This is a genomic window from Zhouia spongiae (assembly GCF_022760175.1).
Taxonomy (GTDB): Bacteria; Bacteroidota; Bacteroidia; order Flavobacteriales; family Flavobacteriaceae; genus Zhouia; species Zhouia spongiae.
This window is the reverse complement of record NZ_CP094326.1, coordinates 3842485-3865103: the sequence shown is the minus strand read 5'-3', so window position 1 is coordinate 3865103 and position 22619 is coordinate 3842485. Positions and strand designations below refer to the sequence as shown.

General features: G+C 37.2%; 23 protein-coding genes. 21 read left to right on the top strand and 2 right to left on the bottom strand.

Annotated features, from left to right (window positions below):
- The first annotated feature begins 35 nt into the window (after positions 1-35).
- The 18 genes from MQE36_RS16175 to MQE36_RS16090 all read left to right on the top strand — a co-directional run bounded on the left by MQE36_RS16175 (position 36) and on the right by MQE36_RS16090 (position 14344).
- The gene (locus MQE36_RS16175; RefSeq protein ID WP_242937010.1) at positions 36-1040 is read left to right on the top strand and encodes a hypothetical protein; all 1005 of its coding nucleotides are present in this window, start codon (positions 36-38) and stop codon (positions 1038-1040) included.
- Between the two features lie 409 nt (positions 1041-1449).
- The gene (locus MQE36_RS16170; protein WP_242937009.1) at positions 1450-1659 is read left to right on the top strand and encodes a hypothetical protein; all 210 of its coding nucleotides are present in this window, start codon (positions 1450-1452) and stop codon (positions 1657-1659) included.
- 33 nt (positions 1660-1692) lie between these two features.
- The gene (locus MQE36_RS16165; protein WP_242937008.1) at positions 1693-2265 is read left to right on the top strand and encodes a hypothetical protein; all 573 of its coding nucleotides are present in this window, start codon (positions 1693-1695) and stop codon (positions 2263-2265) included.
- Between the two features lie 5 nt (positions 2266-2270).
- Positions 2271-3476 (top strand): YbjN domain-containing protein, encoded by a 1206-nt coding sequence (locus MQE36_RS16160; RefSeq protein ID WP_242937007.1) that lies wholly within the window; start codon positions 2271-2273, stop codon positions 3474-3476.
- Between the two features lie 3 nt (positions 3477-3479).
- Entirely contained in the window at positions 3480-4556 is a 1077-nt protein-coding gene (locus MQE36_RS16155) for a trypsin-like peptidase domain-containing protein (RefSeq protein ID WP_242937006.1), read from the top strand.
- Positions 4557-4566: 10 nt separating this feature from the next.
- Positions 4567-4980, top strand: coding sequence for a hypothetical protein (locus tag MQE36_RS16150; RefSeq protein WP_242937005.1), 414 nt, complete (start codon positions 4567-4569; stop codon positions 4978-4980).
- A 97-nt stretch (positions 4981-5077) separates the two neighbouring features.
- Positions 5078-5638 (top strand): LemA family protein, encoded by a 561-nt coding sequence (locus MQE36_RS16145; RefSeq protein WP_242937004.1) that lies wholly within the window; start codon positions 5078-5080, stop codon positions 5636-5638.
- Between the two features lie 20 nt (positions 5639-5658).
- Positions 5659-6465 (top strand): DUF1266 domain-containing protein, encoded by an 807-nt coding sequence (locus MQE36_RS16140; RefSeq protein ID WP_242937003.1) that lies wholly within the window; start codon positions 5659-5661, stop codon positions 6463-6465.
- Positions 6466-6480: 15 nt separating this feature from the next.
- A complete protein-coding gene (locus MQE36_RS16135; RefSeq protein WP_242937002.1) occupies positions 6481-7533 on the top strand; it encodes a DUF3137 domain-containing protein in 1053 nt (350 codons plus the stop codon).
- A complete protein-coding gene (locus tag MQE36_RS16130) occupies positions 7530-7931 on the top strand; it encodes a hypothetical protein (protein WP_242937001.1) in 402 nt (133 codons plus the stop codon). Before MQE36_RS16135 ends, MQE36_RS16130 begins: the two co-directional genes overlap by 4 nt.
- Before the next feature lie 263 nt (positions 7932-8194).
- Positions 8195-8536: a hypothetical protein gene (locus MQE36_RS16125; RefSeq protein WP_242937000.1), complete on the top strand. Its 342-nt coding sequence runs from the start codon at positions 8195-8197 to the stop codon at positions 8534-8536.
- A 58-nt stretch (positions 8537-8594) separates the two neighbouring features.
- Positions 8595-9083, top strand: coding sequence for a DinB family protein (locus MQE36_RS16120; protein WP_242936999.1), 489 nt, complete (start codon positions 8595-8597; stop codon positions 9081-9083).
- Between the two features lie 21 nt (positions 9084-9104).
- Positions 9105-9623 (top strand): hypothetical protein, encoded by a 519-nt coding sequence (locus MQE36_RS16115; protein WP_242936998.1) that lies wholly within the window; start codon positions 9105-9107, stop codon positions 9621-9623.
- A 349-nt stretch (positions 9624-9972) separates the two neighbouring features.
- Complete coding sequence (locus MQE36_RS16110) at positions 9973-10836, top strand: helix-turn-helix domain-containing protein (RefSeq protein WP_242936997.1); 864 nt, start codon at positions 9973-9975, stop codon at positions 10834-10836.
- A gap of 85 nt (positions 10837-10921) precedes the next feature.
- Entirely contained in the window at positions 10922-11416 is a 495-nt protein-coding gene (locus tag MQE36_RS16105; protein ID WP_242936996.1) for a DUF2938 family protein, read from the top strand.
- A gap of 2 nt (positions 11417-11418) precedes the next feature.
- Entirely contained in the window at positions 11419-12894 is a 1476-nt protein-coding gene (locus MQE36_RS16100) for an MFS transporter (protein ID WP_242936995.1), read from the top strand.
- Between the two features lie 101 nt (positions 12895-12995).
- Positions 12996-13637 (top strand): class I SAM-dependent methyltransferase, encoded by a 642-nt coding sequence (locus MQE36_RS16095; RefSeq protein ID WP_242936994.1) that lies wholly within the window; start codon positions 12996-12998, stop codon positions 13635-13637.
- A gap of 2 nt (positions 13638-13639) precedes the next feature.
- Positions 13640-14344 carry a DUF2490 domain-containing protein gene (locus MQE36_RS16090; RefSeq protein WP_242936993.1) on the top strand — a complete coding sequence of 235 codons (705 nt, stop codon included), beginning with the start codon at positions 13640-13642 and terminating at the stop codon, positions 14342-14344.
- A 270-nt stretch (positions 14345-14614) separates the two neighbouring features.
- On the opposite strand, the gene MQE36_RS16085 is transcribed toward MQE36_RS16090, so the two are convergent.
- Entirely contained in the window at positions 14615-15979 is a 1365-nt protein-coding gene (locus tag MQE36_RS16085; protein ID WP_242936992.1) for a sensor histidine kinase, read from the bottom strand.
- A 3-nt stretch (positions 15980-15982) separates the two neighbouring features.
- Positions 15983-17350 carry a sigma-54-dependent transcriptional regulator gene (locus MQE36_RS16080; RefSeq protein WP_242936991.1) on the bottom strand — a complete coding sequence of 456 codons (1368 nt, stop codon included), beginning with the start codon at positions 17348-17350 and terminating at the stop codon, positions 15983-15985.
- A 208-nt stretch (positions 17351-17558) separates the two neighbouring features.
- On the opposite strand from MQE36_RS16080, the gene MQE36_RS16075 reads away from it, so the two are divergent.
- From MQE36_RS16075 to MQE36_RS16065, 3 genes are read left to right on the top strand one after another with little or no spacing between them, the layout of a single operon-like run.
- Positions 17559-18920: a TolC family protein gene (locus tag MQE36_RS16075; RefSeq protein WP_242936990.1), complete on the top strand. Its 1362-nt coding sequence runs from the start codon at positions 17559-17561 to the stop codon at positions 18918-18920.
- Position 18921: 1 nt separating this feature from the next.
- Positions 18922-20172: an efflux RND transporter periplasmic adaptor subunit gene (locus MQE36_RS16070; RefSeq protein WP_242936989.1), complete on the top strand. Its 1251-nt coding sequence runs from the start codon at positions 18922-18924 to the stop codon at positions 20170-20172.
- A gap of 34 nt (positions 20173-20206) precedes the next feature.
- Positions 20207-22615 (top strand): ABC transporter permease, encoded by a 2409-nt coding sequence (locus tag MQE36_RS16065; RefSeq protein ID WP_242936988.1) that lies wholly within the window; start codon positions 20207-20209, stop codon positions 22613-22615.
- Positions 22616-22619 lie beyond the last annotated feature (4 nt).

Sequence of the window (22619 nt, the reverse complement as noted above, 5' to 3'; positions counted from 1 at the left end):
ATCAATAGCGCAGCAATAATTTATTCCCAAAAAGTATGAAAAATAACACCACTACACTTTTACTACTCGTCCTCTTGCTAGGTCTTTGTTTAATTTCCTGTAAAGGTAAACCTGAAAAGCCCGTAAAAAAAGAAATCAACACAACGGTTAAAGCAGTCCAAAAAGACGAAGAGACAATGAATTCTCAAGAGCAAGAAGAAAATACGCTTCCAGATAGTTTTAAAAGCCGTCTAAGACCCGATGAAACATTGTATCCCGGAAAAGTTTATACCGATACCGTTACCTATGTAGATTTCAACAATTATGATTATGATCAGGTACTCTTTACAATAAAAAAGAATAATGATACTATTGTGTTAATTAGTGAAGATGAATGGGAAGGAAAGTATTTTAAGGAACAGGAAATTATCATAAACTGGAAAATAGACAGCATCAGGCCTGCTGGTGACCCTGAGTATTTAGATTTTAAAGAGTTTTTAATATCATCAACAAAAACTGCTGAACTTGACGATAAAAACGTAAAAGTTTTATGGCAAGAAACGTTATATGATGAAGAATTAAAAGTAGATATAAACACCATTGTACTTGATAAAGACTTTCAAAAAAGCATCATTGAACCCGAAAGAGCCGCTTTGGGATATGTCGCTACATTTGTAGGAAACGAATGCGAATGGGAGGGAGGAAGGCCTGATGAAAATAGAAGTAATTTGAAATGTAAATTGCTCTCTTATTTAGATTTGGGCTGCCAATGTTCTGACAAACATTTAGGCTTTCTAAACCAATGGTTTTCAAAAGATAGTATAGCGTTAAGCATGCTTAAACGCTGTCCTACGATACCCAATACGGCAACAATACAAAGCACGTTCGATGAAATTTTGATGGAGACAAACACTCAGGAACAAACAATCACGGTCAGTTATAAAGTTAAGACCTTAAATATTCGAGATAATACTGTATCGGCTTATACGAAAACAGACCAATTCAGCTATGATTTGAAAAGTATAGTGTTGGTTGATTCTAAAAAAACAGCACACAAATAATTCTTTTGTCACCAGTAATGGATCAGAATCTGCAATAACCTATACTGAAAACAAAATTGTAACTACCAATAATTCTGATGAAGTAACCTATAAGGTGAAAATGTTTATTAACGAGGTTCTGTAAAAGCTATATTCTGAAACCTACAGTTATACCTGCAACACTTCAAACAATAATACTGAAAATAAAATTAAAGGAAGATGCCAATTATAGCATAGGAATCAACATCCTGGAATTCAGATAAATTTGAAATCCTATATAAAACAATTATGCGAATACTAAAATAATATTGAAACGGATATTTTTTTAAATAGCACGTATATTCATTCTAATCTGTCAGAAATAGGTTTGCTATTTCTTCATTTCATGACTCCATATAGTTTTGTTGAAAACAATCAATTACATAAACATATGGAAAATATTAAATCTAAATTAGGAAACGCCGGGGTATTGCTTGCAGCAATGGGCATCATCTCTATTGTTCTATCGATTTTCAACTACAACATCCGGCTACTTGCCTGGGTAGATGCCTGGGGAAGTACAATGGGATGGAGTATCAGGATCCTCTTAATACTCGGAGGGGGTGCATTGTTTTTCCTTTTTGGAAGGAATGAAGAGTAAAGTATAATATCAACCCAATAAAATTTTTTAAAAATGAGGACAATTAAACTTTTGGCAGTAATCACAGTATCAACGCTAATGCTACTATCGTGTGGAGGTGGTGGATCAAGTAAACAGCCCGCCACGGCAGAGGGGTTTGCCTCCATAGAGAAAGAAATAAAAAACAAATTTGGCAACGATGCATATTTCACCAACATGACGATTATATACAATAAATCTATTGGGAATACGATTTCCCTGACGGTTACAGAAGCACCGGAATCTTTAAAAATGGGACAATGGAATTTGGTAAACGGTTCCTGGAACCTTAATTCAGATATTACCATAGAAGTTCCTGAAGGTACAAAAGCTGCCGATTTTATGTTCCAGTTAAACGATCAAATTAACCTTGCTCAATTAGGCGGGTTGGTAGAAAAATCGAAAAAACAGTTGACAGCCGAAAAAGACATCAAAAAACCAATGTTAGAAATGGCTTTTGTAAAATTCCCGAAAAACGGTGATAAGTCAAAAACAGAATATGTGGTTAATCTGGAACCTGAAAACGGCGGAACCAGCTTTTCATTTTATTACCGGTTAAATGGAGAGCTTATAAAAATGAATTATTAAAAACGATGAACCAAAACCATACCTACATTCCACCGATACAAGCAAAGCGAGCAGCTACCCGGCAAGATGAAAAATGGGATGAAGCCATTGCACTGTTTAATAATAAACAACATGATAAAGTCTTACCCACATTGCTAGATTATGTTGGAAGTCATTTACAGCACCAAAAAAAAGGAGATTGTTACGAAATTGCTCACGGTTCCGTTGTTATCACCATTACACAAACAGCAGAAGAGCTGTTGATAAAATGTCCGTTTCTAAACATAGAAAATGCCAAAAAAGTACCCTTGATGCGCAGGCTGGCAGAAATACGTATGTATCCGCTCAACCTTAGCAATGTAGCCTTGGAGAATGATCTTGTTTACTTTTCATTCTCTTGCCCCATAAACTTATGCGAACCTTATAAGATTTACGGTGTACTTAGGGAAATATGCTACTATGCAGATAGTTATGACGATGAGTTTATAGAAAAGTTCGGTGCAGCACATTTGCAGGAACCAGACATAACACCTTTGCCGGACGACATAAAGGAAGAGGCATATTCCAATTATCAAAAAATCATAGAAGAAGGTATGAGGCGGTTTGATCATTATATGGAAAATCGCCACGAAAACAATGCCTGGTACACGTTGAACATCACTTTAAAAAGAATAGAGTTTTATGCTGAACCGCAAGGCTACTTACGCACCGTAATTGAAAAAGCCATAGATGGTATTTTTGACAGAAATACCCCTTTTCAGAACCGGTTATTAAATGGCAAGACGAGTTTAGAAAAGTTACGAAGCTATTCAAGTGCTAAATTTTCAGAGGATTTATATCAAGTAGCGACATTCATACCCCATAAGTACAGCGGTAAAAAGGAGAATATTAGGGAAAATTGGGGAGACAGCTATGCAGAAATACAAGAAATGATAGCCAATGCCAGGTTTGAAGATGCTGCAAACTTGCTACAGTCCTGCTTTTATGGCCTATTCTACTATAATCTGGTTGATGAAAGCATTAGCAAACCCATTACAAATGCTATGGCACAAGCCAATGGACTGGATTGGAACCAAGCAGCGCCTGTTTTATTGAAAGGAATGGAGGCTATCATGGAAGACTCCCTGTTTGGTGACGATTATGGAATGGATTTATCAAAAATTATGGGAGAACAAATGCAGCAATCTATGGCATTAATGCAGCAAATGATGGCCAATTTTAAAACCAATTAAATAATGAGTGTATTAAAAAGTATAGAAAGTTCTGTTTATAGGATTAATACGGCAAATGGGAGCGGAACAGGCTTTTACAGCCTGCAAGACAATGTTGTTGTGACCAATTATCACGTGGTATCCGGTTGTTTAAGAGTGAGTATAGAGGGGCAAGACAAAAATAGGTATTTGGCAAAGGTTGTGTATATAAATCAAGGAAAGGACATTGCCTTTTTACAAGCAGAAGATTTACCGGAACCTGCCGGGATAATCCGTACAAACCACGATAACGAAACCGCCTCCAGAGATAAAGTGCTGGTGTTGGGATATCCGTATGGGATGCCCTTTACCGTTACCGAAGGTATAGTGTCTAATCCCAGACAGATTATTGACGGTAGCAATTTTATACAAACCGATGCCGCCATTAATCCGGGCAACAGCGGAGGTCCCGTAATTAATGAAAAAGGCGAGCTGGTGGGCATCGTAACATCCAAATTTACCAATGCAGACAATATGGGGTTTGCCATTCCAACGAAAACGCTCCGCGAAGAACTGGAAATTGTAAGCGAATTATCTGGTGAGTTTACCATAGCCTGTACCAGTTGCAATAACCTCATTGAAGAAAAAACGGATTATTGCCCTAATTGTGGAAACGACATCGATGAAAAGCTATTTGAAGAAAATCAGATTTCCGATTTTAGTTCAAAAGTAGAAGAAGCAATCAAAAGGTTAAATGTAGATCCCGTTTTGGCACGTACCGGCAGAGAACGTTGGTATTTTCATCAGGGCAGTGCTGAAATACGGATGTTTGTATACGATAATAATTATTTGTTTGCCACCTCTCCTTTAAACGATCTGCCACGTAAAAATTTAGCCGAAGTATATGAGTATATTTTAACGGCGGATATGGGAAAGCATAGATTATCGATTTCCAACAATCAAATATTCCTTTCCTATCGCATACACATCAGTGATTTATATTCAGAGAACAAAGAAGAATTTCTTGAAGATATTGCACAACTAGCCATTAAAGCAGATGATTTAGACGATATGTTCGTAAACGACTTTGGAGCAAAAATGACACATTATAGCAAGTGTTAAAATTTTTAAAATGAATAAGTTAATCGTATCGGCTTTCATGTTAATGTCTTTTTTGATGCATGCTCAAAAAAATAAAAACTCAATAATAAATAAAACTTTTATTGCCAAAACAGGTTCTGTTTGCGAAGAAACCCCTGACGACAATTCTTGTGCCGGCACAGAAATTTATTTAGTGCTACACTTTACCAGAAAGTTTGTTAGTGCAGAGGAGAAGCAAATATCTTCTTGTGGAGAAGAAACGACCAGCCCAATTGGGGTATTTGCATGGAAATGGAAAAAAGCAGGTAAGTTAGATATAATGTCTAACGAGGGTACATTTTTGCAAAACCTAAGCCTGCAATATCACAATGGAGAACTGACAGGAAAAGAAATAAATGAAATTAAAAAAATAAGCAAATATCACTTCCGCGAAAGTATAAACTAGGGGTGTCAAGGCCTGATATGATTACAAACCGGGGAGGTAAAACCCGAAAAAGCAATAGAAGTTAAGTGAAAAAATATAGTCATTAAAATAAAAAATCATGAAAATAGCTGTAATAGTCGCAGTTGTATTACTGGTTACCATAGTGGGAATTGTAATCAACAACCAAATAATTGCTAAAAAAAACCAGATGGCACAGGCCTTTGGAAGTATAGAGATCTATCTTAAAAAGCGGTTTGATTTAATCCCGAATCTGGCAGCAATGCTCAGCAAATACTTGGCACACGAAAAAGAAATCTTACTAAAAGTTACAGCGTTACGTGGTCAGATAGAAAGGGCAATCGAGCCTAAAGAAAAAATAGAAGCCTCTAATGAATTGACGAAAGTGATGAGCGGGCTGAACGTTAATGTAGAGAACTATCCAGATTTAAAAGCCGATAAACAATTTATAAATCTTCAGTTTGAATTGTCTGATATGGAAGACCAGATTTCCGCAGCCAGGAGAGCATTTAACGCTGCGGTAACAAGTTATAATGACCAAATACAAATGTTTCCGGCAAGCATAGTGGCTGGTATTAGAAAAGATAAAGCAGAAACGCTATTAGAGATTCCAAAAGCAGAACAAAAAGAAATAAATATTACCGAATTGCTAAATAACTAAAATCGAATATAAGGATGCAAATGTTACAAAATTTACCATGGTATGGCTATGTAATACTGGCAATAGCCGTTATTTCCTATGCTTATAAATACTTTAAAACAGCCAAAGAAGGTTATGACGAAGCTGATTTAAAAAAAGTGAAATTCAAAACGTCGGAAACCGGTACTCTAACCGGAGAACAACTATTTGCCATAGCACTTTACACACCTTTAGCGGAGTGGTGGGGAGCAGACACGAATACTCTAACATTTCTTGATCCAAAATCTGCAAATCGCTACTTAAAAGGATGGTACATAGATACCAGGGAAGGTTATTGGGACCTCACCGAATATTTTATGAAAGATGGCAGACGTTGGTATTATGACTTTATTTATAAGATGATAAACACCCAACCCGAAGAAAACTGGGAAAAAGGCATGAAAGATTATTTTGGCAACAATGAAAGAGCCTTCAATTATCTAAAAGTACTAAAATCCAATAAAGTACGAAACGAACTCAAGCAAAATGGACTTATTACTTTTGATGACGAAATGGATTCGGGCATTGCCGGGTATGATGCGGCAATTTTGGTAGGACAGGCCAGAAAAGCCTATACTACAAATATAATCACAGAAGAAGAAGCACTCAAGGTCATTAAATTTGCCAGGGAACTCGCCTTAAACCATTTCTCTTCCTGGGAAGAGTTCGGGAAAAGTTTTATTATTGGTTTTGCTTTCGACCAACAACACCGGGAACGTTCTTACAGAGAAGAAGTGTACCACCTCTACAAACAGGTGTCAGAAAACCCGGAGAGTCCTTGGAATACCCTAAGTTGGCCCAATAGTTAAGCTATGGAGCATTTGATGAAAAGGGTATATGCAGAGGTAAGTAATGACCTATCTGTCATTTGCCAAAAAAGAAAACGAACCTTGTTCTTTCAAAGAACAATGTGGCTTATTACAGGACTGTATTTTGTATTCATGCTATTGCTTATGGCTACGAATTATTTTCCGGATTCAGCGAATAGTTTTTTTTACTTTTTTGAGCAATTTAAGCCTACGTCCGACAATCCTTATGCAAGTATATACCCTTTAATAGGGCTGATGGTTTTATTATACCTGACCACATATGTATTTGCTGGGGCATTTCGAAAATTTAAAATAAAGGAAACGGAAACCATGGCTAAAATGGTGAAAATGTTGTTCCCAAAGCTGCGTTTTGCCCAGAACACTGCTGTTCCGGCTAACGAAATAGTAAAAAGTAAGCTCTTTGCCTGGGTAAGGACAAACGCAACGATGTACAATTACGGGCAACTGCGAAGTGTAACAAACGGTAAGGCAGTTAACATTGCCGATATAGGTATTGTTGAGGAAAACGTATCTAATAAAATCGCAGATAGTTTTATGCGAGTTCCAATACTGAATATGATGGTGATATTATATCAGTTTGTACTCAGGAATATATTCACTAACAAATCAGCAGACAATGTTTATTACACTTTTAGAGGAATGTTTTGCTGGTTAGGGTTTAAGAAATCACTCAAAGGGCATACCGTAATTTTAACCAATAACCAGAATTCTAAATTAAACCGGTTTTTCAGCAGCAATTTTAAGGAGGAACAGCGGATCAATCTGGAAGATCCAAGGTTTACCAATCAGTTTATAGTGTACAGTACAGACCAGGTAGAAGCTCGTTATGTACTATCTACAGCACTTATGGAACGAATCGTTGCTTTAAAGGAAAAATTTAACCAGCCTATACTTTTATCTTTCCAGAACCAGCAAATGTACCTTGCAGTAAAAAACGAAAACGGACTTTTTTCTTTCCCTACCGGAGAATTGGCAAGTGTAAAAATCATAGAAGAATTGGCACATGATATCGAAACAGCTTTACAAATAGGGACTGAATTAAAATGAAACTAATATCGCATAAGCTTATCGTCTGTCGTGATTACCCTACAGTGGACGAACCCTTTGAAGGATTTAAAATCAGCGAAACAGGCATCCTAAGCATTTTATTTAGGTTATGGTATAGCGCAGGAAGCTGGGACACAACGACATATGCTTATAAATTTCGGTTCCGACAAAATGAATTTGTGTTGATCGGACTCGACCTATTTAAAACGCACAGGGGAAATGGCAATACAACAGATTATAGCATAAACTTTCTGACCAGTAAAATGAAAATAAGCAAGGGACTTATTTCAGAGAGCAAGCCTAAATCTGTGGAATGGAAAACATTCAACTTAAAAACCCCTGTCACTTTAAAATCAATAGAAAACCCTTTAGCATTTAATCCGGAAGAATTTTATTAACCCGGACAACCAGTAAACGATCTTGGGGCAAGTCCACGAGAGGGCCAAGCGTAAAGAAAAGGTCTGGTAGACCTTTTTAGCGATGGAGCCAGCTGGCGCATGGCAAAACATTTCGACGTAAGTCCTATGAAATTCCGTTCAGGAATATTTCATAAGGACAAGCGTCGGAGCATTTAAATCTCGATAATCGAGTAAAAACATACCATTAATAGTAGATTGCCATATAAAAAAACGACCGGACCAATCATTCAAAAAATCAATAGATGAAGACCCTAAAGCAAATTTTAACTTATTTAATCTGGATAGCCATATCCTTACTTTTAGGGATTGTGTATATGCGAATGGTTTTAGGCCCTAACCATATATCAGATGGAGGGGTATGGTACCTGCTTCATCTTTTTTATGATTATGCCTTATTTCATATCGGTGTAAGGGTTGGGGCAGTCATTGCATTATTGTTTATCCTTTTAGATATTTTTTTGTTGCAGAAGATGCTAAAGCACAGTATAAAGTCCACGGTAATTCGGTTGGGATTGCTTTTGCTTATTACCGCTCTTGTGGCAGGCATCCATTATGTTTTGGAAAAAGTGATTGATGTGATTTAAAACAACTGAAGATAACCCGAAAATAATATTGAATTTTATAAAATAAACCGTCATACAGATGAAAGCAACAATACTCAGCGAACAAATCCTTTTGGTAAAAGGAAAAACCGACCAGTTAATAACCGACATTCTACCTGAAAAATGGAATGAAACGCCCGGTGTACTAAAGACCAATCTGAACTGGCAAATAGGGCATATTATTTTAGCCAATTATTTACATGGAATAGCCTCGATTTCCGGGGCAAGTACAGAGTTTAAAGAAAAAATAAACCTACCCGATTACATTAAATTCTATGGCCCCAAATCAAACCCTGCCGATTTTGAAAAAGAAAAGCCTTCTACAAAAGAGTTGATAGCCGCTTATGAACTTACGATGGCCATCATTCTAAGAAACCTGGAAAATATCAACGAAAAAGATTTGGACAACGATACCGAAGTGCCTAATCCTGCCGTTAAAACCAAATATGAGGCACTGCTGTGGCTTCCACAACATCAAAGCTGGCACAACGGGCAAATAGCGGTGCTGAAAAGGATGCTGGATAATTAATTTGGTAAAGTGAAAATATAAATGATAAAAAGCAAACTAAAATCTGGGTTTGTCTCATGGTTCATCACCATGATTCTAGGTACCATAGGCTTGTTGGTACTCATTGGGTTGATGTTGTACAGTCTCCTATTTAAGAAATTTGACGTATACCCAATGGTTATGTCGTTGTTTCTATCTGCTCTTTTCGGGGTGGTGCTCATTATTTTCAAAGACTATAAACGAATCATCATCAACAAAGCTGCCCAAACGATTAAATACTATTCCATATACCGCCCTTTTGGGAAAAGCATAGAGCTAAAAAACTTTATCGGGTATATAAAGTCTGTGGAATACGGCAGATACGAAACGTATCGAACCATTCATTTGGTAGATAAAACATCAAAAACCGCATTCAAAATAAGCGGATTGTTTTACGACAATTTTGATGAGATGTATAATGCCATTGAACTGAAGGAAATTAAAAAATACCGTTTCGGGTTCTGGAAGTATATAAAGTTAGTATGTACGAGTAGAATTAAGATTGAAACTAAAAAGGCATGAAATGAAAACGAGACCTTGCTTGTCGATATTTTGGTTAAAACATCATATGAGACTGCCTGGTTAAGGCATTGTATTATATGATAAATGAAATGGATAAATAAAGCTCCGGCCCGTCAACCGGCATAAAAGAAAATGGGAGTTTTAAGTAAACTACTCTGGAACCATCGCGCATAGGCAAAACATTTTACAAAGGGAAGCCCTTTGAAATTCCGTTAGGAATATTTCGCAGGGGCAAGCATCGTAGCTCCCGATACCTATACGGAATAAAGCCCTATTATCGAGTAAAGATGGGCGCTCCCCTTTTTTAATTAAATTTGTAGCGTTTTTTAAATTCTTTTATTTCATCTACATGAAGTCTATTCCGATAAGACATATTGCTATTACGCAAAAAGAGCCAGACTTATTGGGGAATTTCACTATAAGGAAGTTGCAAGATTTACTTGAAGGGAGAGAGATGGTTCATGAACTTCATAGACATGATTTCTATTTCTTTTTAATCTTGGAAAAAGGGTTTGGAAACCATGAAATAGACTTCGTTAGTTATGATGTAACTGATTATTCGATATTTATTGTTCGCCCGGGTCAGGTGCATAAATTAGAGTTAAGAAGTGATAGTAGAGGTTTTATGATTCAATTTAATGTTTCCTTTTATTACCCAATTGAAAAAGAGCCAAGCATTTTATTACAAAAGGCAAGCAATAAAAACTTTTATCAATTGGATGAAGAAAGCTTTTCAGGATTGAATGTTCTGTCGATGTCAATTTTTAATGAATACAAGAACAAACCGGAAGCTTATAATGAGGTGATAAAATCCAATCTTCGAATTCTATTTGTAACATTAATGAGGTTAAGGAATAAGAGTAATAAAGCAATTGAAAATAAAGATTTGTATGTTCAGGAACGTCTTGAAGCGTTTTTACAGCTGTTAGAAACAAATATTGCCAGTGAAAAGCAGGTGTCTCAATATGCCGGGATGTTAAATTTGTCAAACTACCAGCTAAATTCTATAACAAAACAGACATTGGGAAAAACAGCATCGGCACTTATCAACGAACAAATTATATTAGAGTCCAAGCGGTATCTTTTGGCAACATCCAATCAAATAAATCAAATAGCTTATCGTTTAGGGTATGAGGATGTTTCATATTTCATTAGATTCTTTAAAAAACACTCAGGTTATTCCCCAGAGGCTTTCAGGCAAAAACTTAAATAAGTCCTATTCTACTTCAGTTTAATCCTAATATTTACAAGCTTGTCAAAAGTACTTTTGTAGTATAATTTTAGTATGAGCAGATAGGATGAAAACCGTTTATAAAACCATTTTGGCGGGTATAGGGGCAACACTTTTTATTGATTTCTGGAAATTCATTGCAAGCTTTTTTGAAATCAGGTCCAGAGGAGTGCTCTTTTTAGGCAGGTGGTTGGCATATATTATAGAAGGGCAATTTTCACACCATACCATCGTACAAACGCCAAGTGCAGAAAACGAAAGGTTTTATGGTTTGTTCGGGCATTATTTTATCGGCGTGATTTTTTCTTTTTTATTACCATTGCTTTACGGTAGTAAATGGTTTTCGAAGCCTACATTATTGCCTTCAATTATGGTTGGGTTGGTTTCGCTTTTACCGGCTGTTTTTATAATGCAACCATTATTTGGTTTTGGAATTGTATTCTCTAAAATACCCGACTCTTCACAACATCTTTTAAAGGTTTTTATAATCCATCTCATTTATGCAATTGGCTTGTATTTAATAGCTATAGCATTGAAACGAATTAAACTTTTTAATCCGTAAAAATGAAAAAAGTACCAAACACATGGATACTCACAAGTCTTTCGATTTCCACTTTAATGGCCTCCTTGGGTGTCAGCATTGCCAATGTTGCTTTACCAACCTTAACCGAAGTTTTTTCTACCACATTTCAATCCGTACAATGGGTCGTGATCTCCTATCTTTTATCGATTACTGTTGTGATTGTAAGCATAGGAAGGCTGGGTGATATTTTGGGTTTGCAGCGTATGCTGATGATTGGTCTTATTGTATACACTCTGGCATCCTTTACCTGTGGTATTGCCCCGGCATTATGGATGTTGATCTTAGCACGTTCTTTCCAAGGGGTGGGTGCAGCTATTTTAATAGCGCTTACTATGGCTTTTCTTCGTGAAGCCATTTCAGAGAAAAAAATGGGTAGCGCTATGGGAATGTTGGGTACAATGTCGGCAATAGGGACAGCGTTGGGCCCGACACTTGGAGGCATTTTAATAGAAAGTTTCGGGTGGAGAACTATCTTCCTGATGATGGTTCCGCCTGGTGTTTTAAATATGTTCTTAACATATAAGTACCTGCCGGTGGCTAAAGCGAGAGTGACACATGAAAGGAATCTGCTCCGGGGTAAACCCACGAGGTATTCTCATAAGAAATACTTTGGTTTCGAGGCACGAAGCAGGGCATTCAGGTTTCGGTTATCGAGTAAAGAAATTGATTGGACAGGAACGTTCTTATTAGCAGTAACGCTTGCTTTTTATACCCTGGGAATGACGATAGGTAAAGGAAGTTTTAATTTGGTAAATGTTCTATTGCTTTTACTTGCTGTTATGGGTACTGGTGCATTTATATATTCTCAAGCTAAAGCGAAATCCCCTTTAATAAAATTATCGGCATTTACAGACAGAAACTTAAGTGCTGGTTTGATTGTGAACTCTTTTGTTTCTGCTGTAATGATGGCAACATTGGTTGTCGGACCATTTTATCTATCGTTAGCATTAGGACTTAATGAAACTTTTGTTGGGATGGTTATGTCGGTCGGACCGATGGTTTCTGCACTTACAGGAATTCCATCTGGTCGTATTGTTGACCGTTTTGGAGCAACAGAAACTGTAATAACGGGCCTGCTGGTAATGGTACTGGGGGCGTTCACATTATCAATATTGCCAAATAAGTATGGAGTTATTGGATATATAATCGCATTAGCAATCTTAACACCGGGTTATCAACTTTTTCAGGCGGCCAATAATACATCTGTTATGATGGGAGCAAATAAAGACCAGCGAGGTGTTATATCAGGCGTGCTTAACTTGTCACGTAATTTAGGTCTTGTTACAGGTGCTTCGGTACTGGGAGCTTTATTTGCTTTTGCTGTCGGCACAAGCGATTTTGAAATAGCTCGGAGACAAGATATTTCAAAGGGAATGAGTACAACATTCATTGTTGCCGGAGTTTTGATGTCCATAGCTGTAGTTATTTCATTTACTATGCGTAAAAAGGCAGGGTAGTCTTCTGAAAATTTAGGATTTGTCCAATACTACTTCAATTTTGTCCTGGTGTATACCACCAGCAAGGTAATAATTTTACACTCCATACATCAAATACTATTATGAAAAAACAAAGCGAATTAAAATACAAGGAATTCTGGAATGAAAGATACCAAGATCCTGCTTTTGCTTATGGTAAAGAACCTAACATATTCTTTAAAGAGCAAATAGAAAAGCTAAAACCGGGAACTATTTTATTACCGGCCGATGGCGAAGGCCGCAATGGTGTGTTTGCTGCAAAGTTGGGTTGGGACGTAACAGCAATAGATTTAAGTAAAGAGGGACAAAGAAAGGCATTGCAACTCGCATCAGAACAACTTGTAAGTATTAATTATGTTGTAGATGATATAGAAAAAGTGGAGTTGCCAGATAAGTCTTTTGACGCTATTGCTTTGATCTATGCACATTTTTCATCATGGAAAATTCACGTCATTCATCAAAAACTAGCCAGACTTCTTAAACCCGGCGGACTTGTCATCTTTGAAGCTTTTAGTAAAAATCATATTAAATACCAGGAAATTGATTCAAGAGCAGGGGGTCCAAAGGATGTTGACATGCTATTTTCACCGGAGCAAATACGAGCAGATTTCGAAGGTTTTGAAATACAAGTCTTAGAGGAGCAAAAGATAGTCTTAAATGAAGGGGTATTTCATAAAGGGACTGGAAGTGTTATCAGGTTTTCAGGAAAAAAAAGATCATATTAAATATGAAAAGAGTACTGATAATAATTTTTTTCGTTTTTATATGTTTTGTTGCCAGGGCCCAAAAGGCAGACCAGTTTAATTCGTGGTGGTATTACTCAGGAAAATATCGATTGACCGAAAAATTCAATGTTGAAACGTTATATTCATGGAGTCGTCACAATTTTGTTAAAGAATGGCAACAATCAAAATTAAGATTTGGTGCCAGTTACGACTACTTACAAAATATAAGCTTTGGGGCTGGATACGAATGGGTAGTGTTGTTTCCTTACGGGGCACATCCAGTCACGGAAAAAAGAACGGAGCACCGTATTTATGAACAGTTTAGTATAAAAAGTAAGATAAAGACAATTTCAGTTAATTATGGAATGCTGCTGGAACAGCGTATTATGAAAGACAGAACAAGGCACCGATTGCGGCTGGTATTTGGGACAAAAGTGCCAATTATACGTTCTGAAGAAGGCAAAACAATCCTCGGTTTTTCACTCTCAAATCAGGTTTTTTTAGATGTTGATAAATATACAGACAATAAAAACTTCAGTCAAAATAGAATTTACGGGGCTTTTGACATTCCCATAAATAATGCTTTTACATTAAGTTTAGGGTATATGAACCAATACATCATCATAAATGACAGACGTATTGAAAATGATCACACATTAATGGTAACTTTTTTTCATAAACTTGACCTTAGAAAGACAGATCAATAAGATTAATTCTAAGAAATCTTAAAATACTTTTGTTAATGTATTCATTGATGTTCTGTTTAAAATATTGCCGCCCCGGCCATTGAGATGCCGTCTTCTAAAAAGGGTTATTTATTGTCCGTCCGAATTAGTTTATCCTGATAGCCGGAGGGCCCGACCTGACATTATATTAAATAATCGTAAAACTTAAACTTAATCAGGATATCTTGTAGCCGGTGATTTTTTATCTGAGTTTTATCGGAATAAAAAGGATGAAGTTCAAATTTCGGATTTTTAGAAGTGCTCATAACCGGGAAAACTTAACGTGAATACTGTTTCTTTTTCGGGAATGGAGCTTACTTTTATGCTACCGCCGTGGAGTTTCATAATATGTTTGGAAAGGCTTAGCCCTATTCCGGTACCTTCATCTTTAGTAGTAAAAAAAGGGATAAATATTTGTTCTATGAGTGTTGTAGGAATACCGGGGCCGTTATCCGTTACCTGCAAGATAATATTACCCGAACCTGTTCTTTTGCCGCTAAGCCCGATGATCCCGTTAGTGCTGCCATCGATAGCCTGAAGGGCATTTTTCACCAGGTTTATCAATACCTGTAGGAGCTGTTTTTCATCTGCAAAAACCTCTAGATTGTTGTCTGATTCAGTTTTAAACGAAGTGTTTTCAAATCCCTTTTCCTGGCTGCACAAGATCTTTATTTTTTCAAATAAGATGCTTACCGACAGCATTTTCTTGTCGGGGTTTGGGATCTTGGTAAGTGCCCGGTACGAATCTACAAAATCTACCAAATTATAACTGTTCTCTTTTATAACATCCAGTCCTTTTGAAATGCTCTTGATTGTATTGGGATCTATGTTATTATTTTCCCGGGCATTTATCAGTGTATTGGTTTTTTCTACCAGTGTTTCTGCCAGGGATGTAATGGGGGCTATGGTATTCATGATCTCATGTGTCAAAACACTAAAGACGCTATTCCATGAATCTATTTCGTTTTGCTCGATCTCGGCATTGATATTTTGAATAAGGACCAATAACAGTTCTTTTTTATTCAATATCAAGGGAGTTGCTTTAACAGAAAGCTTTATAATTTCACGTTCGTTAGTGTATTGAAATAACTTCGGGTCAAAAGGCTTATGAACTGTAAGAAGGTAATGTAAGCTCTTGTTAATGTGTTGTAGCTGTCTTATATGGGTCAGCGGACTACGTCCTAAGATAGTTCTGGCACTTTTATTTGCCGTATAAATATGCCCTTCTTTGTCGATGGTAAGGATTCCGATTGCAGCATCCTCCAATATGGCCTGATAATATTTTTCCTGGGTTTCGTGCTCTATTTTTATGTTCTGGATGAGGTTATTGACCCGATTTAAACCTTTGTGTAGTTCCTTTAAGGAATTGTTTTTTATATATAGCGGATAATGTATGGTGGAATCGTCGTTTTCGACGGCTTCAAAAAAGGCAGCAATTTTTTTATTGGTGCGATTTAAAAAATTTATAAGCCCTGCAACCTGTGCTATAATAATTATTCCTGTATAAATGGCGTAATCCGTATGCTTGTGGAGTATGGCATAGGCCATTCCGAAAGAGGTAGCCAAGAGACATAATACCCTGAAAACGATCTTAAAATATAATATTTTACTACTCATGGTCTAGTGGATACCGTACCGTTTTGCTTTATTGTATAATGTTTGTCGGGTTATCCCCAATTGATTGGCCGCTGCCGTAAAATTGCCTTCGTGCCTATGCAAAGCGTTGGTGATCATAAGCTTTTCCATATCATCCAGGGTTTCCATATCGTTTATGTGTTTGGATGAAACGGCGGTTTTAAACAGAAAATCATCTGCATTCAAAGTATTCCCTTCGCTTAGAATCACAGCCCTTTCCATGGTATGTTGTAATTCACGTACATTTCCCGGCCAATTGTAGTTCCGTAATTTCTTTTTGGCCAGGACACTGATACCCGAAAGTTTTTTACCGTATTTGGAAGCATATCTTTTTAAAAAGTAGTCCGCCAGGATCAAGACATCATCTTCCCGGTCGCGTAGCGGAGGTACTTCTATATGTATGGTATTGATACGATAAAGCAGGTCTTCCCGAAAAGACCCGTTACTGACGAGATTTTCCAAATGACTGTTAGTAGCACAAATTAACCTGATATCGACATCGATGCCGCTATTCGACCCTACTTTAAATACCTGTCGGTTTTGTAATGCCGATAGTAATTTAGATTGTAAAGGCAAAGGCAGGTTGCCAATTTCGTCTAAAAATAAAGTGCCGTTATTGGCTGCTTCAAATTTTCCGGGGCGGTCTTTATGGGCATCTGTAAAAGAGCCCTTAACATGCCCGAACAATTCACTTTCGAATAAGGTGTCGGGTATGGCTCCCATATCTATGGTTACAAGTACTTCGTGTTGTCGCCGGGAGTTTTTGTGAATTTCCCTTGCTATGAGCTCTTTCCCCGTACCATTCTCACCTGTGATCAGCACATTGGCATTAGTAGCTGCCACCTTTTTCGTCAGTTTTAAGACTTTGTTGATGGCCTTAGACTGTCCAATGATATATGGCCCTTCTTTGTTAATGATCGATTTTAGATTTTGATGTGTCGATCTTAATGCTTTAACTTTCAATTGCGATAACCGTAATTTGTATGCAGCATGTATGGTTCCTAAAAGCTTTTTATTGTCCCAGGGTTTAAGAATGAAATCTGTAGCACCTTCTTTTAAGGCCCTGACAGCAATTTCGACATCGCCATAGGCAGTGATCATAACCATTGAGGTTTCGGGTGTTAGCTCTTTGATACGCTTTAACCAATAAAAACCTTCATTGCCCGTATTAACACCGGCTGAAAAATTCATGTCCAATAAGATCACATCGTATATATGAATATCGAAAATAGATGTAATAGCATTGGGATTAGACAGGGTTGTTACCGTTTGATATTCGGTAGACAACAATAATTCGAGGGCGCTTAGCACACTCTTATTGTCGTCTATGATAAGTATTTTACCTTGGATCATCCGATATATTAATTTATCCAAATCTAGGTATTCCTGCTGTTTTGCTTTATAAAGTGTAAAATATTTTTACATATTTTGTCCATTATTTTGACATCCCTGTTTTTAATCAGGTTGTATTTTTTGGTTTAAATTACTGATTATCAGTTTTTAGTGATCTTTGGCATAGTGTTAGACATTAAAAAGCCGGAATGTATAGATGAACTAATTAATGATATTAAGAATACGTTTAACTGTATTGGTTTTCGGACTTTTATTTATGTTTAGGGTACAGGCGCAAACTCAATGGACCTTAGACGACTGTATTGCCTATGCGCTTAAGCACAGCCTTAATAAAAGAACACAGGACCTGAACCTGGCTATCAGTAAAGAGCGTTGGCAGCAAGGCAAACGCGATATGTTGCCGACCATCAATGTGTCGTATCCCAGTTATAATGTAAGTTTCGGTAGAACACTGGACCCTGTTACGAATAGCTTTGTCGATACCCGTTTTGTTTCCGGGCTTAGCGGAGGATTGTCCTCTTCATTAACGCTTTTTCAGGCTTTTAGAAAATGGCATGAAATTGCCTATCAAAAAATTATCTATGAATCGAGTAAACTGGATAACCAACAAACCGAATACGACCTGGCTTTTAAAATTATGGACCTCTACAACCAGGTATTGTATTGCAAAGGAGCATTAACGATAGTAGAGAAACAACAATCTACAAATCAGTTATTAGAAAAAGCCATCGTTAAAAAAGTAGAACTGGGATTAATGGCAAAAGCCGATCTGTATGAAATAGAAGCAACAACCGAAGCGGATGCCCTTGCAGTACTTAAAGCTCAAAACCTACTGGATCAGGCAAAACTGGCACTTATTCAAAAAATGAACCTGAATACTGAAGATATTGAATTGACAGCTCCCTTAGAAAATGCAGTTTCATCAGATAGTACGACCTTCCAGGTAGATGAGGTTTTTAGTGTATCACAGGAGGTATTGCCCCATCTGCAAAAAAGTAAATTGCAGGTCGCTACGTCAAAAAAACAACTCCAGCTCAACAGGACCGCTTTATTTCCAACGATCCGGTTAAGCGGTGACATCTCAACCAGCTATTCGGATAATTTTAAAGATGTAAACGGAGAGACCATTTCTTTAAGCGATCAGCTAAAGAACAATCAGTCAAAGTACATCGGGATATCGATGAGTTATCCCATCTTTGGCAACTGGCGGACGAGAAGCCAGATAAAGATCGCAAAAAAAGAATTGGAAATAGCCAGTAATAACCTGGATATAGAAAAACAAGAAGTGTATAAGGCAATTAAGGAAATGGTACAAAGGTACGAGGCTTTGAAAGCTGAAATAAAGCTTAATCAGGTAACGCTCAAGGCAAAATCCAAAGCATTGGATATCGTTCAAAAAAAGTACGAAAGAAACCTTGTAAGTTTATACGAATTGCAATTGGCTTCCAATGTCTATTTAAATGCTAAAATAGAACACGTTCGCCTTAAGTCGCAGTTAACAATGCAACAGCGTACACTTGATTTTTATAACGGGAAGTTTACGTTACCATTAACCGCTGATATTGAATAGTATGGATACTAGAATAGTAAAGAAAAAAGGCATTAAACCCAAACACATAAGCATTGCCGTTATTACAGGATTGTTATTCTATTTTGTCTATTATATAGCTTTCAGCAGGACAGTTTCAACCTTGAAAGTAGAAAAGGACAAACTTACCATTGGTCAGGTTAAAAAGGATAAATTTAACGATTACATCAGCTTGAGCGGTCAGGTAAGCCCGATAACCACGGTTTATCTGGGCGCTTATGAGGGCGGACGTGTAACAGAAATCCTGATCGAAGAAGGAAGTATGGTAAAGGAAGGAGATGTGATCTTAAAGCTGGAAAACCGCGAACTCTATGGACAAATACTGAACAGTGAGACCAATCTGGCAACCAAGCAGAATAACTTGCGGCAGACCCAGATCGATTTTGAGACCAAACGCAATGCCTCGCAAAAGAGTTTATTGGATGCCGAATACCGCTTAAAGCAAGCCAAACGAAAACACGAACAGTATAATGAGCTTTATAGCGAAGAACTTATTGCCAAAGAAGAGTATTTGCGGGCAAAGGAAGATTATGAACTGGCCCGGAAAAGCTATGAGGTCAATAAGTTTCAAACTAAACAGGATTCTTTACGGAATACCGGTAGTATCCTCGACCTGACCCGGGATCTTGACCGTATGCGGCAAACCTTAGGTATGGAATACGACCGTATAGAAAACCTGAATGTAAAAGCCCCGATTTCGGGGCAGTTAGGATTTTTAGATGCCGAAATAGGGAAACAAATAGGGAAAGGGCAAAATATAGGACAGATCAATGTGCTGTCTGATTTTAAAGTAGAAACGCAAATAGACGAACACTATATAGATCGTGTAAAACACGGATTGACAGCCGGCTTTGAACGTAGCAATACAACTTACAGGTTGCGACTGCGAAAAGTATACCCCGATGTCAGGGATGGTAAATTTGATGTGGATTTTGTATTTGACGGCGATAAGCCCGATAATATCCGTACAGGTCAGAGTTATTATCTGAAATTACAGTTGGGAGCGCCGTCGGATGCATTGTTGCTCCCAAAAGGTGCTTTCTTTGGCAGTACGGGAGGACAATGGGTTTATGTGGTGGACCCTTCGGGTGTATTTGCCCTGAAACGCAAAGTGAAGATCGGAAAACAAAACCCGAAATATTATGAAATTACCGAGGGCCTGGATGCAGGAGAAGAGGTTATTATCTCTTCCTACGATAATTTTGGCGATAATGAAAAACTGGTATTGAAATAACCGCCATAATATATGATAAATCAAAACTAAAGAGATGCTAAAACATTATATAAAATTTGCTTTCAGGAACTTTAGGTCTAACAAGGTCATTTTTATCGGTAGCCTGGCTACACTATGTCTGGGCGCATTGTGCATATCATTGCTCTTTTCGTATGTGTATAATGAATTGACCATGGATGATTTTCATAAACGGGAGAAAGATATTTATACAGTTGTGATGAAGCAATCTCCAAAAAGCGAATGGCTGTCCCCTTTTAAATTTGAAGCGGATAAATATCCTGAAATTGAGAGTAGTGTGGCCATAAGATGTTTTATAGAGAACGATACCAAAATAAAGTATAAAGACAATACTTATACCCCGACAGGAATGGTAGTGGATAGTAGCTTTTTTCAGGTTTTTGATTTTAAGTTGTTGTATGGCGATCCTAAAACAGTGTTGAATGATAAACAATCCATTATCATAAGTGAAGAATTCAGCAAGCAACTTTTTGGCGATGAAGATCCGATGGGGAAAATGGTAGATTTTGAAGTAAGGATGTATCAGGGGCTCCATACTGTGCAAGGGGTAGTCAAAATTCCGTCAAACAGTTCTATGACTTTTGATTATATAATCCCCTATCAGCATCTGGATCATGGCTATGGTAGGATTAGCGTGCCTTTTTTTAAAGCAAGTCCTAATTTTAACAAAGCAGATTTTGAAGAAAAGATAAAAGGATCTAATAATAAAGTTTCTAGCTATTATCCGCAGTTAACAGAAAGCATTACGTCTATTGTAGGTTTAGATGACATATATTTCAGCAATGAGTTAAGTGCCATGAAAAAATATACGCCATTCGCATCGGGAAATAAAAAGAACATACAGGTATTACTTGTTATTATACTTGTGATATTTTTTGTTTCGATACTCAATTACTCCAATTTACAAATAGTCAATACCAATGCCATACTTAAGAGCATAGCCATTTCTAAGGTGAATGGTGCTTTAAAAAAGCACATCGTTTTACAAAAATTGGTGGAGGTTTTTGCTTTAATACTTATAGCCGGATTACTTATTACGATTGGTTACAATCTTATTCTACCCCATTTTAATGCTTTTGCAGGAGTTGCTTTAGCTCCCCCTTTTATACAGGTGTTTTTACTCAATTTGACCGTATTGTTGATCATAACTTTTTTTGGGATGATTTATCCTGCATGGGTTATTAACAGATTTTCTACTGTAAAAAATATCAAACAGAATACAGCGGTTTCTTCCAAACTAAGCGGACGTCAGGTTACTATTATTTTGCAGTACAGCCTGGCTCTCATTTTATTGATATCAGGACTTGTGGTGAATAATCAGTTAGGGCTAATGCTCAATAAAGATTTGGGATTCCATAAAGACAGGATTATGAAAGTAAAGTTATTCTATGAGCCCCCTTTTAATTTTGAAAGTAAGAACTGGAGCCAGAAGCGAAGAATGCAGGAGTGGGAGAAACTAATGAAAATCCCTGGTTACATTAACAACCAGTTAGCTTCTTTTTCGTGTATAGAAAATGTTACGCAGGGAAATTCTCCTATTGATGTTTTTCCAATTGATTGGAAACCTAAGGGAGAAACTTATGAATATGAAACCCAAAACAGCCTTGTTGTATCACCGGGATATAAAGATATGTTTGGTTTTAAACTTATTGCAGGGCGTTTTTTTGAAACCGGGGTTGATGAGCAACGTGGTCATAAAATTGTGATAAACGAAGCAGCATTAAAAAACTGGAATATTAAAGATATAACCAAAACGAGAATTAATAATAGAATTTGGGCTAAAGACGATGACGACAGCTATGAAATAATAGGGGTTGTTAAAGACTTTAATTATGAACATCTTTCAGCTAGACCTGAACCTTTAATTATGGTATATTTTGAGGATCCTGAAGCAGAGTATTTTATAAAATTCCATGAAGGACGGACCGGGGAAGGAATTCAGCTTATAGAAGATTTATTTAAAGAAATAAATCCCAATCAGACCTTTAGTTACTCCTTTTTAAGCGACGATATCGCAGCTTTATACCAAAAAGAAAAGCGGCTGAGTACCATCTATATCGTGTTTACCATTATTGCATTGTTGATCTCTGCCATAGGGTTGTTTACTATTGCTTTGTACGATACACAACGGCGGTTTAAAGAGATCGGAGTAAGAAAAGTAAATGGCGCTACGGTAACCGATATTTTGGTCATGCTTAATAAGGATTTTATAAAATGGGTGGGGATAGCCTTTATTATTGCATGTCCCGTAGCCTACTACGCTATGCGCGGATGGCTGGAGAATTTTGCCTATAGAACGGCTTTAAGCTGGTGGGTGTTTGCCCTCGCCGGACTGTTTACCCTAATCATAGCTTTGGTTACAGTAAGCTGGCAGACCTACAGGGCGGCAACGCAGAATCCGGTAGAAAGCTTGCGCGATGAATAGGCTT

Bases quoted from the DNA above. Each gene is read 5' to 3' on its own strand.
- MQE36_RS16175 (WP_242937010.1), top strand. From the start codon at position 36: ATGAAAAATAACACCACTACACTTTTACTACTCGTCCTCTTGCTAGGT.
- MQE36_RS16170 (WP_242937009.1), top strand. From the start codon at position 1,450: ATGGAAAATATTAAATCTAAATTAGGAAACGCCGGGGTATTGCTTGCA.
- MQE36_RS16165 (WP_242937008.1), top strand. From the start codon at position 1,693: ATGAGGACAATTAAACTTTTGGCAGTAATCACAGTATCAACGCTAATG.
- MQE36_RS16160 (WP_242937007.1), top strand. From the start codon at position 2,271: ATGAACCAAAACCATACCTACATTCCACCGATACAAGCAAAGCGAGCA.
- MQE36_RS16155 (WP_242937006.1), top strand. From the start codon at position 3,480: ATGAGTGTATTAAAAAGTATAGAAAGTTCTGTTTATAGGATTAATACG.
- MQE36_RS16150 (WP_242937005.1), top strand. From the start codon at position 4,567: ATGAATAAGTTAATCGTATCGGCTTTCATGTTAATGTCTTTTTTGATG.
- MQE36_RS16145 (WP_242937004.1), top strand. From the start codon at position 5,078: ATGAAAATAGCTGTAATAGTCGCAGTTGTATTACTGGTTACCATAGTG.
- MQE36_RS16140 (WP_242937003.1), top strand. From the start codon at position 5,659: ATGTTACAAAATTTACCATGGTATGGCTATGTAATACTGGCAATAGCC.
- MQE36_RS16135 (WP_242937002.1), top strand. From the start codon at position 6,481: ATGAAAAGGGTATATGCAGAGGTAAGTAATGACCTATCTGTCATTTGC.
- MQE36_RS16130 (WP_242937001.1), top strand. From the start codon at position 7,530: ATGAAACTAATATCGCATAAGCTTATCGTCTGTCGTGATTACCCTACA.
- MQE36_RS16125 (WP_242937000.1), top strand. From the start codon at position 8,195: ATGAAGACCCTAAAGCAAATTTTAACTTATTTAATCTGGATAGCCATA.
- MQE36_RS16120 (WP_242936999.1), top strand. From the start codon at position 8,595: ATGAAAGCAACAATACTCAGCGAACAAATCCTTTTGGTAAAAGGAAAA.
- MQE36_RS16115 (WP_242936998.1), top strand. From the start codon at position 9,105: ATGATAAAAAGCAAACTAAAATCTGGGTTTGTCTCATGGTTCATCACC.
- MQE36_RS16110 (WP_242936997.1), top strand. From the start codon at position 9,973: ATGAAGTCTATTCCGATAAGACATATTGCTATTACGCAAAAAGAGCCA.
- MQE36_RS16105 (WP_242936996.1), top strand. From the start codon at position 10,922: ATGAAAACCGTTTATAAAACCATTTTGGCGGGTATAGGGGCAACACTT.
- MQE36_RS16100 (WP_242936995.1), top strand. From the start codon at position 11,419: ATGAAAAAAGTACCAAACACATGGATACTCACAAGTCTTTCGATTTCC.
- MQE36_RS16095 (WP_242936994.1), top strand. From the start codon at position 12,996: ATGAAAAAACAAAGCGAATTAAAATACAAGGAATTCTGGAATGAAAGA.
- MQE36_RS16090 (WP_242936993.1), top strand. From the start codon at position 13,640: ATGAAAAGAGTACTGATAATAATTTTTTTCGTTTTTATATGTTTTGTT.
- MQE36_RS16085 (WP_242936992.1), bottom strand. From the start codon at position 15,979: ATGAGTAGTAAAATATTATATTTTAAGATCGTTTTCAGGGTATTATGT.
- MQE36_RS16080 (WP_242936991.1), bottom strand. From the start codon at position 17,350: ATGATCCAAGGTAAAATACTTATCATAGACGACAATAAGAGTGTGCTA.
- MQE36_RS16075 (WP_242936990.1), top strand. From the start codon at position 17,559: ATGATATTAAGAATACGTTTAACTGTATTGGTTTTCGGACTTTTATTT.
- MQE36_RS16070 (WP_242936989.1), top strand. From the start codon at position 18,922: ATGGATACTAGAATAGTAAAGAAAAAAGGCATTAAACCCAAACACATA.
- MQE36_RS16065 (WP_242936988.1), top strand. From the start codon at position 20,207: ATGCTAAAACATTATATAAAATTTGCTTTCAGGAACTTTAGGTCTAAC.